Raw genomic sequence first — 12,407 nt, forward strand, 5'->3', positions numbered from 1 at the left:
GAAAATATCGCAAAAAGCGAAAAATATTAAAAGAAAATTATGAGTAAACCTTTAATACTAGTAACCAATGATGACGGAATCACAGCACCGGGAATTAGAAAATTAATCAGCATAGTCAACCAAATAGGAGATGTAATTGTAGTAGCACCCAATTCTCCACAAAGCGGAAAAGGTCACGCAATCACAATCAACTCCACTTTAAGCTTCGAGGAACTGAATCTTGACGGACCTCAAAAGGATTTTTCCTGCTCTGGAACACCTGTAGATTGTGTGAAAATGGCTTTGGATAAAATTCTTCCAAGAAGACCAGATTTGGTGGTTTCCGGAATCAATCACGGTTCTAATTCTTCCATTAATGTGATCTATTCAGGAACAATGTCTGCAGCTGTGGAAGCTGGAGTAGAAGGTTTACAAGCAATTGGTTTTTCACTTTCAGATTTGAAATGGGAAGCAGATTTTGACCAAGCAGAAGAATTTATCAAAGAGATCATTCTAAAGACTTTGGAAAATCCGATTCCAAAAGGTGTTGTTCTCAATGTTAATATTCCAAATCTTAAAAAAGGCGACATCAGAGGAATCAAAGTTTGTAAACAAGCCAACGCAAAATGGGAAGAAAGCTTTGACGAAAGAACCAATCCACATGGAAAAAAATATTATTGGTTGACAGGTTATTTCAACAATATGGATCAATCCGAAGATGCGGATGAGACAGCTTTAGCCAATGGATATATCAGTATTGTTCCTGTAAAATTTGATTTGACAGCTTACGAATACATGAATGAGCTCAACTCTATTTATCAATAAAAAATAATGAATGGAGCTTATCAAACAATACCTTCTTTCCAAGGGCATTCCTCTGGAAGAAAAACAATGGGCAGAGTTTACCAAAAAAAATATCCGAACAGAGTATAAAAAGAAAGATATCATCTTAAAAGTAGGAGAAGTAGAGAATTATTTATCTTTTGTAGAAACTGGCATCGCTCGACTTTTTTTTGAGAAAGACAACAAAGATTTGACCATTAGATTTGTTTTTAATTATCAATATCTTACCGTCTATGATTCTTTTACACAAAGAACACCTTCTAGATGCAATGTAGAAGCTTTGACAGATATTGTAGTGTGGCGAGTTCATTACAACGATTTGCAGGAACTTTACAAATCTCACACTGTTGGAAATCTCATTGGAAGATTGACTGTGGAAAGTCTGTATGTAGAAAAACTCAATCGAGAATTTTCTTTGTTAAGTGAAACAGCCGAAGAGCGATATTTGAAAATTATGAAAGAGCAACCTAACCTTTTTCAGGTACTTCCGCTGAAGCATATTGCATCTTATATGGGAATAACACCACAGGCTCTCAGTAGAATAAGAAAACGAATTTCTTAACCGAGGTTCATTTTATATGAAAAATAATTGTTCTACTTTTGCAGAAATCAAAGGATTTGAGGATCCAAATGACGAAAAAAAAACAAAAAAGCATTCAGTTTTAGCTGAGTGCTTTTTTGTTGTTCAATTTTTAGTTAAAAGCATTATCATAAGTCATCGATGAGAAATCGATTTTTAAAATAGCTTTTGAATCAATTGGGTTCCCATTGCATTTTGCAGGAATCCAAGTTTTATTAACCTTTGTTGCTGCATCTTTCAAATCTTTCAGAAAAGGTTCGCTGTTCGCCACTTTTGGTCCGGCTTCAACTTTGGATAGAACGCCATCTTTTGTAATGTCCATTTTTACAAAGAATAATCCATTGATGGCATAAGTATTCCAGTTGACATTTTGCTGCAGTTTTTCTTTCAATGCTTTGATATAAGCATCTGTTCCACCTGGGAATCTCAGACTTTTAAAGTCAGAAGGATTACAATTGGCGTCTTTGATTTGATAAACACCTCGAACATTATAAGTCACAGAACTAGCAGTTGCATCCATCATAGGAATATCGATATTCATAGATTCTTCTATATCATTATTGGCTTGAGCAAAAGAAAAAGAACCAATTAATAAACTTAACGAAAATAATATTGATTTCATAGTATTTGATTTTGTAAAAATGATAAAAGAAAAGTTGTTAGGAATAAATCTATCTTTCATTAAAACTTACCGAAAATTTTAAAGGAAGTGATTTTTTTTGTTTTATAGCTATGCCATCAAGATAAGCAGGATTCCATTTACCACTCATTCTTTTTAGTGTTCGAAATATCTCTTTTTTAAAATCAGCGTTATTAATATCGGGAGAAAGAATAGGATTGATAATGTCTCCGTTTTCATCCACAACAAAATCCAAATAGATACTTCCGTTCACATGATAATCTTCAAAAATAGACATAAAATTATCATGTACATCTTTATTAAGTTTTTTTTCTCCTCCTTTATAAGTTGCAGGAATATAGTACTGGTGCGGATTATAAGAATCTTTATAACTTCCGAAAAGATGACTAGGGACAATGAATAATCTTACAATAGCATCGTATTTTATATCTTTTACAACAGCGGGTTTCCAGGATTTCTCATTCTTTAATTCTTTTAATAAATCTAACGTTAATTCGTAAGCACATTTATTTTTAGTAATATTGACTGTGTCGAAGTCTGTTATAAATTTCAACTTAGAATCTTTCGTTAATAATAATTTAGCCTCATAAACTTCCTTTTTGCTATCACAAGGCTTAAGATTTTTATGATGAATGATACGGTTAATTTCTTGATAGAGTTTGGAAACACCTCCTTCATAATAATCCTGATCTTGTGGAAATGATTCCAAAATTTGAGCGTTGGCAAAGTTTATAAACAAGAAGAATATGCCCAAAAAGAAAGTTTTCATTGATATAAAGTTATTAGTTTCTAAAATTAAAAAAACTTTGCTTTTCGAGCAAAGTTTTTAAAAATTACAAAACTTCTATCTGATTTTTTAACAAATCCTCGAACTCGTCTCTTTTTCTTATCAAATGTGCTTTTCCGTCAAGGAACATTACTTCCGCAGGTTTCAATCTAGAATTGAAATTAGAACTCATTTCAAAACCATAAGCTCCGGCATTTCTGAAAACAATAATATCGCCTTCTCTCACTTCATTGATTTTTCTGTCCCAAGCAAAAGTATCTGTCTCACAAATGTTTCCAACCACAGTATAGATTCTTTCTGGACCTTTTGGATTGGAAAGATTCTCGATAATATGATAAGAATCGTAGAACATCGGACGAATCAAATGATTGAATCCTGAATTAACACCAACAAAAACAGTCGCCGTTGTTTGTTTGATTACATTCGATTTTACAAGGAAATGCCCGCTTTTACTTACCAAGAATTTTCCGGGTTCAAACCAAAGTTGGAATTTTTTTCCTGTAGATTCTTCGTGTTTTTTAATCGCAGCGTTAACTTTTTTCCCAAGAGATTTCACATCCGTTTCGATGTCGCCGTCTTGATAAGGAACTTTGAAACCGCTTCCCATATCCAGATATTTCAGATTTGGAAAATGTTCTGCCAATTCGAACATAATTTCCAAACCTTGAAGGAAAACATCCGGGTCTTTAATCTCGCTTCCCGTGTGCATATGAAGACCTTCAACATTGATGTTAGTAGATTTCATAACGCGCTCGATATGACGAAGCTGATGAATAGAAATTCCGAATTTAGAATCAATATGACCTGTTGAGATTTTATAATTTCCTCCTGCAAAAATATGTGGATTGATTCTCACAAAAATAGGATAAGAACCACCGAATTTATTTCCAAATTGTTCCAAAATCGAAATATTATCGATATTGATATGAACATTCAGAGACATGGCTTCCTCGATTTCTGCAAGGTCAACACAATTTGGAGTGAAAAGAATTCTATCGTTTGAGAAACCTGCTTTCAAACCCATTTTCACTTCGTTGATAGAAACGCAGTCAAGAGAAGCTCCTAGCTTTTCGACATATTTCAGGATATTGATATTGGTTAAGGCTTTGGCTGCGTAGAAAAATCTTGTATTCTTCGAGAAAGAAGAAGTCAGTTTTTCGTACTGTTCGCGTATCGAATTAACGTCATAAACATAAACGGGTGTCCCGAATTCTTTTGCTATACTTAGCAAATCCTGATTTGTCATAAGGTAGATTTTTAAAAATAAAAAGGCAGATTCTTGTAAAAAGAGTCTGCCGCAATAGATATCTTATGCACGCAACTCTTTATACATTCCAAACCTTAGAGAACCTTACAGCTCCCTTTTTTCCGATTTTGCTTTGTTTAAAATATTGCATTGCTTTTGTTAAAATTTTTCGCAAAATTAGAGTTTATCTGTAAATCCTGCAATGTTTTGGGTTGATTTTTATTTTGGGCAGCTTTATCCGCCTGTAGTTTATCCTAAGTTTATCGAAGGGCTCCCAATCTTTTTTGCAGACGATTTTCCATTTAAATAGAATTCGAAGGTTGGCAAAAAAGGATTTCCACTCAAATCGGGCTGTGGGATTCTACATAAAACATTAGTTCCCATAAAAAATATACTTTTGTCATTCCTTAGGAATCTAGACAGTCTAGATTCCTAAGGAATGACAAAATTCACGGTAAATACTATGCTAAAATTTGAAGTCGAATTGTCGCGCCCCGACTTACCTCATCATCTTTTATATTTTTTTATTTGAATCGATGAATCTCGTTCCTCGCTTTGAGCAGACTCTTCGAGAACCTCAGAGTGACAAATAGTGAGGCCTTCGTCAAGCTCAGGATAAACTACAGACGGAAAAAGTAGCCTGAATTAATATTTCAAAAACTGACATTTGTCATTTATTTTAAATTATACTTGTTCAGTATGAATTGAGTTTTTACTTTTGCACAGGCTTTTTTTTAAAACACTATTATGTCAGGAAGAATGTTTTGTTGCTACGATTTAACTTTTCGAATATATATGAAGAAGTAATAATAGTGTTTTTATTTTGAAAACCTTTCATACTTCTATGTGAAAGGTTTTTTATTTTTTAACTAATGAATAAAAATGATTGAACTGATAAACGTTTCCAAACGTTTTACTACTAAAAATAAGGTTGTCCAAGCATTGTCAGACGTTTCCCTGACTGTTGAGAAAGGGGAAATATTCGGTGTGATTGGAACTTCGGGCGCAGGAAAAAGTACGCTCATCCGATGCGTGAATCTTCTGGAAAAACCAAACGATGGAAAAGTAATTGTTGATGGAATTGAATTGACAAAACTTTCCGATTCTCAACTGACTCTAGAACGAAGAAAGATTGCGATGATTTTCCAGCATTTCAATTTGTTATCATCAAGAACGGTTTTTGAAAATGTAGCTTTTCCGTTGGAATTAGAAGGAAAATCGAAGTCGGAAATCAAGGAGAAAGTGGACTCGCTTTTGGAATTGGTGGGACTGAAAGAAAAGGCAAAAGATTATCCCGCGAATCTTTCTGGCGGACAAAAACAGAGAGTTGCGATTGCAAGAGCTTTGGCAAATGACCCGAAAGTTTTGTTGTGTGACGAAGCGACAAGCGCGCTTGACCCAGCAACCACAAAATCGATTCTGCAACTTTTGAAATCTATCAATCAAAAACTAAATCTTACTATTCTTCTCATCACTCACGAAATGGAAGTGATTAAAAGCATTTGTGATAAAGTTGCCGTGATTGACAATGGACAATTAGCAGAACAAGGAAAAGTTGAGCAGATTTTTATTCACCCTGAAAAAGAAATCACGAAAGGCTTTATTCAATCTTCTCTGAATGTGGAATTGCCTTCGATTTATCAGAATTCTATCAGCAATATTAATAGTGAAGATAACAATCCTTTGGTCAAAATTCTCATTAGCGGAAACGAAGCTCAGAGTTCGGTTATCATTAATTTATACGAGAAATTCAATGTTAAAGCAAAGATTATCAGTGCTCAATTGGAATATGTTGGTCACTTGAACTTCGGAGTTTTGCTTTTGGAACTGAAAGAAGGAAACACCAATGAAGCTTTGGCTTACTTGGAAAATGAATATGTAAACACAGAAATTTTAGGTTATGTCGGATAGTATTATCAATTTGTTATTTCAAGGGACGATTGAAACTGTTGTAATGACCTTGGTTTCAGGATTTTTCGGATTTGTTTTAGGACTACCGACGGGAATTTTTCTTTTTCTCACAAGAAAAGGCCAATTATTGGAAAATAAGATATCACACCAAATCGTATCAATTATAGTCAATATTTTCCGTTCGATTCCTTTTATCATTCTCATTGTCTGGATGATACCTTTCACACGAACTATTGTTGGAACGTCGATTGGCGTTTCTGCGGCATTGGTTCCGTTGAGTGTAGGTTCCGCTCCATTCATTGCGAGATTGGTAGAAAACAGTCTGTTGGAAATCCCTTCAGGTTTGATAGAAGCAGCGAGAGCAATGGGCGCAAAACCGCTTCAAATCATCCGAAAAGTCCTTTTACCAGAAGCTTTGCCGTCATTAATCAATAATGTGAGTATTACATTAATTACTTTAGTTGGTTATTCTGCAATGGGAGGTGCAGTTGGAGCCGGTGGATTGGGACAAGTTGGTTATCAATACGGTTATATCGGATACGATTTTGCGGTAATGAATTCTGTCCTTATATTATTAATTGTGCTGGTTTTCATTATTCAGATTTCTGGAGACCTGCTTTCGAAAAAATTCAATCATAGATAAATAATTTGCAGCTAGCAATTAGCTTTTTGCTTTAAAATTAGAATTATAAATTATAAAAAAATGAAATCGAAAATATTTGCTTTAGCATTGGCTATTATTACTTTATCAGCCTGCAATAAAAAAGAATCAAACCCGAATGTTCTAAAAGTCGGAATCGCAACAGGACCGGAACAAAATCTTGCCGAAGCCGCAAAAAAAGTAGCGAAAGAGAAATACGGTTTGGAGGTAGAATTGGTTACATTCAACGATTATGTTGTTCCCAATGAAGCTTTGAGTCAAGGTGATGTGGACGTGAACGCTTTTCAGCATTTGCCTTATTTGAAAGAACAATCTAAACAACGTGGTTATAAATTAGCTGTTGTGGGGAAAACTTTTGTATTTCCAATTGTTGCTTATTCTAAAAAGATAAAATCAATTTCGGAATTACAACCTGGTCAAACTATTGTGATTCCAAATGATCCAACCAATGGCGGACGTTCTTTATTATTATTACAAAAACAAGGATTATTAAAGTTAAAAGACGGCGTTGGTTTGCTTCCTAAAGTGACAGACATTGTTGCTAATCCGAAAAATTTGAAAATCTTAGAATTAGAAGCACCACAAATCCCAAGAGTTTTGGAAGATAAAGAAGTGGTTTTGGCAATTATCAATAACAATTTTGCAGCTCAGGCTGGCCTTGACCCAGAAAAAGAAGGTCTTTTCACAGAAGATAAAGATTCGCCTTACGCTAATCTTATCGTTTCCAGAGAGGATAATAAAAATGATGAAAAAGTGAAAAAATTTGTACAAGCTTATCAATCTCCGGAAGTAGAATCTGCTGCTAAACAAACCTTCAAAAGAGGTGCTGTAAAAGCGTGGTAAAACTTTCACGTTATATCTAGTTTTTTTAAGTTGGTGATTCTGATTGAATCGCCAATTTTATTTATAATTCATCAAAAATTAATTATGATTTATAAATTATAATTAATTAAAAATCAAGACACGCTCTTATTATTCCATTATAATAGCGAAATAAAACTTTAGTCATAATATTTGATTATGATTTAAATCATTTTATTAGTTTTTATTTATTCTAAATAATAATTTTGCGAAAAATTTAGAAATATGATTAATAAATATCTTTGTTTAGGATTATTTGCAATTGTTGTAAACCTAAAAGCTCAAAACTGCACTCCACAAGCTGCTGGAGCAAACGTGGGAGATACAGGTTGTGTAAGTTTAACTTATCAAAATCAATCCGTTTCTTATAAGACTGTAAGAGCAGCAGACGGATACGAATGGTTACAGCAGAATCTTGGAAGTTCAAACGTTGCTACAAGCATTGCAGATGAAGGTGCTCGCGGAGATTATTTCCAATACGGACGTTGGGATGATGGTCATCAATTAAAAAATTCTGATACTACAGAAACTTATCCTACACCTAATAATCCTGTTGGTTTGGGAGCTGGAAACACTTTGTTCTATATTGGTGGAGGAACACCTTGGTCTTCCAACTATACAGGTTGGTTTGCAAATCCAGATCAGAATGATGATTGGACCGCAAAAAGCCTTTCAGAAGTTACAGAACATAACGGAATGGATCCTTGTAAAGCAATCGGAGATGAGTGGGAAATGCCATCTGAAGCAGATTGGGATCTTGTAATGACAAAAGAAAATATCTTTCCAAAACCAGACGGCGCAACTACAAATGGAATGCAAAGAGCTTTTGAAAGTAACTTAAAAATTGCTGGGGCTGGAGCTCGTAAAGATGCGTCGTGGGCTTTTGAGGGGACGCGTGCTTATCTTTGGACAAGATCTGCAAGTGCAAATCCAAACTTTTATCGTTACGTTTACCTAGGAACATATGCAGGTAGTACAACAGGCTTTGGTGGAGATGCAAAAAGCTTTGGTTATTCTGTAAGATGTGTGAACAAATCTAACAACACTTTGGCTGTAAACGATTTCAGTAAAGTTGATTTTTCTTTCGGACCTAATCCAGCTGACAAATTCATCAAAATCAATACAGAAAATGCTTTGAAATCTGTAGAAGTTCTTTCCATAACAGGACAAAAAATTATAGAAACTAAAGAGACTAATGTTGACGTTTCTCGTTTAACTTCAGGAAACTACTTCATCAAAATAACTTTGGAGATCGGAAAAACTACAACTAAGAAATTCGTAAAGAAGTAAAATTCTTTTCATTTAATTATTAAGGAAAAAGCGCTCAAATTGAGCGCTTTTTTTATTCTAAATAGATTAAGATATTTTCATCGACTTCTTCATCAATTGATTTAATCAAAACCGCTTCTTCTAATTTTTTCTGAAGTCCTTCTATGAAAAAACTACTCTCGAAAAACTGACGATGAACTCCCGGCAATAGACTCATAAAATAATCCATCCCAATTTTGTTATTATGCAAGTCCATTTTAGTTTCCAAAGGTTCATTCGGGAAAAGTTCTTCGTGCATATTTGTTAACTTTTTGCACCATTTGAGAGATTTCTCAGGTGAAGAAACTTTACAGAAATACATCATTATCATACAACACCAATAAGCGTGTCGAAACGCATTTCCTATCCCACTATTAGAATTGGTCTTCGGATATAATTCTTTTGCTATTTTGAATGCTTTAAAGCTTGCATACACATACAATATTGCAAACAATGGATGCATTATCCCAACAGTAAATACCTTGAAAAGTTTTTTCAGGGTTAAGGATTTCAGTGTTCTAAAAAATATACCTACAAATCTCATCAATAAAAAACTCTCCCAGATTTGAGAGAGTATATTTTCACATTAATAATTTGATTAATGATATTCGTGAATCAAAAGTTTAACTGCTCTAGAAACCTGTTGTTTGATTTCTGTCCTTTTCACGATAAAATCTACAAAACCTTTTTCCTGCAAGAACTCTGATGTCTGGAAACCTTCCGGCAAATCTTTACCAATCGTTTCACGGATAACTCTAGGACCAGCAAAACCAATCAATGCACTTGGCTCAGCAATAATCAAATCTGCTGTCATTGCAAAGGAAGCCGTGATTCCTCCAAAAGTCGGGTCAGTCAAATAAGCGATATAAGGCAAACCTGCATCAGAAAGTTGAACCAACTTTGCCTGAACTTTTGCTAATTGCATCAACGAGTAAGCTGCTTCCTGCATTCTAGCTCCACCAGATTGGCAGATAATCATATAAGGCAATTTATTTTTGATACAATAGTCGATAGCTCTTCTGATTTTTTCTCCCATCACAGAACCCAAAGAACCACCAATGAAAGCAAAATCCATACAAGAAACTACCATTTCCACACCGTTTACTTTTCCGGTTGCGTTACGGATAGAATCTGTCAATTTTGTTTTTGATTTAACCTCTTTCAGACGATCTGTGTACGATTTGGTATCTTTAAATTTAAGAATATCAACACTTTCCACTTCAGCATCCAACTCTTTGAATTTCTGATCATCAAAAAGCATATCGAAGTATTCTCTACTTCCAATTCTTACGTGGAAACCATCTTCCGGAGAAACAAAATTATTAGCTTTAAGTTCTTCAGCTTCTATAATTTTTCCAGTTGGAGTTTTATGCCAAAGTCCTTTTGGAACGTCTTTTTTGTCTTCTGTAGAAGTGGTGATGTTTTGTGTCTTTCTTTTAAACCAATCAAATGCCATTGATAGAATTTTAGATTTTAGATTTTAGATTATAAAAATTAAGCATCAGTGACATTTAAAATTTATAATCTAAAATTTATAATTTAATTAAAGTGTATTAATATTGTTCAGGTCTTCAAAAGCCTGAGTCAATCTTTTAATATAAGTTTCTTCTCCTTTTCTTACCCAAACTCTTGGATCATAGAATTTCTTGTTTGGTGCATCAGCTCCAGTTGGGTTTCCGATTTGATGTCTCAAATATTCGATTTGCTCAGTCATATAATCTCTGATTCCTTCTGTATATCCGAATTGTAAATCTGTATCAATGTTCATTTTTACAACACCATAACCGATAGCTTCTCTGATTTCTTCCAAAGTAGAACCAGAACCTCCGTGGAATACGAAGTTTACAGGCTTCTCTCCAGTTCCAAATTTCTCCTGAACATATTTCTGAGAATTGTCAAGAATTTTTGGAGTCAATTTTACGTTACCTGGTTTGTAAACACCGTGTACGTTACCAAAAGCAGCAGCAATTGTGAAGTTATCAGAAACAGCTTTCAACACTTCGTAAGCGTGCGCTACTTCTTCTGGCTGAGTGTATAGTTTTGAGCTATCTACATCAGAGTTGTCAACACCATCTTCTTCACCTCCAGTTACACCTAATTCGATTTCAAGAGTCATTCCCATTTTGTTCATTCTCTCGAAGTATTTTGCAGAAACCTCAAGGTTTTCTTCAATTGGTTCTTCAGAGAAATCTAACATATGAGAAGAGTAAAGAGATTTTCCATTTTGCTTGTAAAATTCTTCACTTGCATCCAAAAGACCATCTACCCAAGGTAACAATTTTTTCGCACAGTGGTCTGTGTGAAGGATAACAGTTGCTCCGTAAGCTTCTGCCAACGTGTGGATATGTTTTGCTCCAGCAACGGCTCCTAGAACCGCAGCTCTTTGATTTTCATTACTCAAACCTTTTCCAGCGTTGAAGATAGAACCTCCGTTTGAGAACTGAATAATTACAGGTGCATTAAGTTTCGCAGCAGTCTCTAATGTTGCGTTGATATTACTAGAACCAATTACATTAGCTGCAGGAAGCGCAAATTGCTTCTCTTTGGCATAATCGAATATTTCTGTTACTAAAGAACCAGTGGCAACTCCTGCCGGAAATTTTCTGCTCATTTTATTATATTTTTTTAAGATTTTTTTTGGACTGTAAACTTACGAAATTATTAATTATTCCAAATTTCGATTTATATGTCTTATGTCAAGACCAATATTTATTTGTTAATTCCTCTTATCATTCCCCCAAAGTAGTTTCTGGCGAATGGTTTCATAGAAGCTGAAATTTTTCGGTTTGATGAGAAACAATGAGAATTCTGCCTTTTCAATGATAATTTCGCTTCCCACTTCCATATGATAAAGTCGTGAGTCCAACGCTAAGGTATATTCCGGAACACGACTTTTTACGGTCAGTTTTATTTTTGCGTCGTCTTTCACAATCAATGGACGAACATTCAAATTGTGTGGCGCAATCGGCGTGATAACGAAATTATCATTTGCTGGAGAAATAATTGGCCCACCACAACTTAATGAATAGGCTGTGGAACCAGTTGGTGTGGAAACAATCAATCCATCGCCCCAGAAAACATTCAGGAATTCTTCATTGATGTAAGATTCCACAGTAATCATCGAAGTTGTTTCTTTTCTTGAAAGACTTACATCATTAAGCGCAAAAGGAAAGTCAATTTCAGAATTGCTGTCCGTCGTGATTTTAATGACGGAACGCTCACTGATATTATAATTTTTTTCAAGAATAATAGAATCCAATTCGTCGAAAATCTGGTCTTTTCTAAAATTCGCTAAGAATCCTAATCGCCCTGTATTAACACCAATAATTGGAATCTCAAGGTCTTGAATAAAAGTCAGCGCATTCAGAATTGTCCCATCGCCTCCAAAACTGAAAACGATGTTGACATTTTTATTTTTAAGTTCCTCTTTGCAGGAAAATGTATCAAATTCTTTAGAGAAATTAAGCTTTTCTGCCATTTCCGAATGAAGAACTACAGAAACTTCTCTGAGTGCCAGTTCCGAAATAAATTTATTGAGATACAAAAAAGTATCGAGGTCTTTTTTTTGAGAATAGATAGCTGCCTTCATAA

At 34.5% G+C, this 12,407-nt stretch carries 13 protein-coding genes; 6 read left to right on the forward strand and 7 right to left on the reverse strand.

The window, feature by feature from the left end; genetic code table 11:
* Positions 1-39 precede the first annotated feature (39 nt).
* Together surE and RTY06_RS02670 are read left to right on the forward strand one after the other, a co-directional pair.
* Positions 40-804: a 5'/3'-nucleotidase SurE gene (gene surE / locus RTY06_RS02665; RefSeq protein WP_312822606.1), complete on the forward strand. Its 765-nt coding sequence runs from the start codon at positions 40-42 to the stop codon at positions 802-804.
* A 10-nt stretch (positions 805-814) separates the two neighbouring features.
* Entirely contained in the window at positions 815-1,384 is a 570-nt protein-coding gene (locus tag RTY06_RS02670) for a Crp/Fnr family transcriptional regulator (protein ID WP_312822607.1), read from the forward strand.
* A 130-nt stretch (positions 1,385-1,514) separates the two neighbouring features.
* On the opposite strand, the gene RTY06_RS02675 is transcribed toward RTY06_RS02670, so the two are convergent.
* From RTY06_RS02675 to lysA, 3 genes are all read right to left on the reverse strand, one after another.
* A complete protein-coding gene (locus RTY06_RS02675) occupies positions 1,515-2,024 on the reverse strand; it encodes a hypothetical protein (protein ID WP_312822609.1) in 510 nt (169 codons plus the stop codon).
* 49 nt (positions 2,025-2,073) lie between these two features.
* A complete protein-coding gene (locus tag RTY06_RS02680; protein WP_312822611.1) occupies positions 2,074-2,811 on the reverse strand; it encodes a hypothetical protein in 738 nt (245 codons plus the stop codon).
* A 64-nt stretch (positions 2,812-2,875) separates the two neighbouring features.
* The gene (gene lysA, locus RTY06_RS02685) at positions 2,876-4,075 is read right to left on the reverse strand and encodes a diaminopimelate decarboxylase (RefSeq protein ID WP_312822612.1); all 1,200 of its coding nucleotides are present in this window, start codon (positions 4,073-4,075) and stop codon (positions 2,876-2,878) included.
* A gap of 882 nt (positions 4,076-4,957) precedes the next feature.
* Between lysA and RTY06_RS02690 the strand changes: the two genes are divergently transcribed.
* The 4 genes from RTY06_RS02690 (at position 4,958) to RTY06_RS02705 (ending at position 8,798) form a co-directional block, all read left to right on the forward strand.
* Positions 4,958-5,986, forward strand: coding sequence for a methionine ABC transporter ATP-binding protein (locus RTY06_RS02690; RefSeq protein WP_312822614.1), 1,029 nt, complete (start codon positions 4,958-4,960; stop codon positions 5,984-5,986).
* Positions 5,976-6,629, forward strand: coding sequence for a methionine ABC transporter permease MetI (metI, locus tag RTY06_RS02695; RefSeq protein WP_074235866.1), 654 nt, complete (start codon positions 5,976-5,978; stop codon positions 6,627-6,629). The genes RTY06_RS02690 and metI overlap by 11 nt, the downstream gene beginning before the upstream one ends.
* A gap of 60 nt (positions 6,630-6,689) precedes the next feature.
* Complete coding sequence (metQ, locus tag RTY06_RS02700) at positions 6,690-7,490, forward strand: methionine ABC transporter substrate-binding lipoprotein MetQ (protein ID WP_312822617.1); 801 nt, start codon at positions 6,690-6,692, stop codon at positions 7,488-7,490.
* A 243-nt stretch (positions 7,491-7,733) separates the two neighbouring features.
* Entirely contained in the window at positions 7,734-8,798 is a 1,065-nt protein-coding gene (locus RTY06_RS02705) for a T9SS type A sorting domain-containing protein (RefSeq protein ID WP_312822618.1), read from the forward strand.
* A gap of 52 nt (positions 8,799-8,850) precedes the next feature.
* Here the strand turns inward: RTY06_RS02705 and RTY06_RS02710 are convergent, their stop codons facing one another.
* The 4 genes from RTY06_RS02710 to RTY06_RS02725 all read right to left on the reverse strand — a co-directional run bounded on the left by RTY06_RS02710 (position 8,851) and on the right by RTY06_RS02725 (position 12,405).
* Positions 8,851-9,360, reverse strand: a complete 510-nt coding sequence (locus RTY06_RS02710; RefSeq protein ID WP_409450821.1) for a DUF6973 domain-containing protein — start codon at positions 9,358-9,360, stop codon at positions 8,851-8,853.
* Between the two features lie 54 nt (positions 9,361-9,414).
* Entirely contained in the window at positions 9,415-10,272 is an 858-nt protein-coding gene (gene accD, locus RTY06_RS02715) for an acetyl-CoA carboxylase, carboxyltransferase subunit beta (RefSeq protein ID WP_116036408.1), read from the reverse strand.
* 87 nt (positions 10,273-10,359) lie between these two features.
* Positions 10,360-11,427, reverse strand: a complete 1,068-nt coding sequence (gene fbaA / locus RTY06_RS02720) for a class II fructose-bisphosphate aldolase (protein WP_116036406.1) — start codon at positions 11,425-11,427, stop codon at positions 10,360-10,362.
* Positions 11,428-11,532: 105 nt separating this feature from the next.
* Entirely contained in the window at positions 11,533-12,405 is an 873-nt protein-coding gene (locus RTY06_RS02725) for an NAD kinase (protein ID WP_312822620.1), read from the reverse strand.
* Positions 12,406-12,407 lie beyond the last annotated feature (2 nt).

The sequence above is a fragment of the Epilithonimonas sp. genome, from assembly GCF_032055105.1.
Classification (GTDB): Bacteria; Bacteroidota; Bacteroidia; order Flavobacteriales; family Weeksellaceae; genus Epilithonimonas.

Bases quoted from the DNA above. Each gene is read 5' to 3' on its own strand.
- surE (WP_312822606.1), top strand. From the start codon at position 40: ATGAGTAAACCTTTAATACTAGTAACCAATGATGACGGAATCACAGCA.
- RTY06_RS02670 (WP_312822607.1), top strand. From the start codon at position 815: ATGGAGCTTATCAAACAATACCTTCTTTCCAAGGGCATTCCTCTGGAA.
- RTY06_RS02675 (WP_312822609.1), bottom strand. From the start codon at position 2,024: ATGAAATCAATATTATTTTCGTTAAGTTTATTAATTGGTTCTTTTTCT.
- RTY06_RS02680 (WP_312822611.1), bottom strand. From the start codon at position 2,811: ATGAAAACTTTCTTTTTGGGCATATTCTTCTTGTTTATAAACTTTGCC.
- lysA (WP_312822612.1), bottom strand. From the start codon at position 4,075: ATGACAAATCAGGATTTGCTAAGTATAGCAAAAGAATTCGGGACACCC.
- RTY06_RS02690 (WP_312822614.1), top strand. From the start codon at position 4,958: ATGATTGAACTGATAAACGTTTCCAAACGTTTTACTACTAAAAATAAG.
- metI (WP_074235866.1), top strand. From the start codon at position 5,976: ATGTCGGATAGTATTATCAATTTGTTATTTCAAGGGACGATTGAAACT.
- metQ (WP_312822617.1), top strand. From the start codon at position 6,690: ATGAAATCGAAAATATTTGCTTTAGCATTGGCTATTATTACTTTATCA.
- RTY06_RS02705 (WP_312822618.1), top strand. From the start codon at position 7,734: ATGATTAATAAATATCTTTGTTTAGGATTATTTGCAATTGTTGTAAAC.
- RTY06_RS02710 (WP_409450821.1), bottom strand. From the start codon at position 9,360: ATGAGATTTGTAGGTATATTTTTTAGAACACTGAAATCCTTAACCCTG.
- accD (WP_116036408.1), bottom strand. From the start codon at position 10,272: ATGGCATTTGATTGGTTTAAAAGAAAGACACAAAACATCACCACTTCT.
- fbaA (WP_116036406.1), bottom strand. From the start codon at position 11,427: ATGAGCAGAAAATTTCCGGCAGGAGTTGCCACTGGTTCTTTAGTAACA.
- RTY06_RS02725 (WP_312822620.1), bottom strand. From the start codon at position 12,405: ATGAAGGCAGCTATCTATTCTCAAAAAAAAGACCTCGATACTTTTTTG.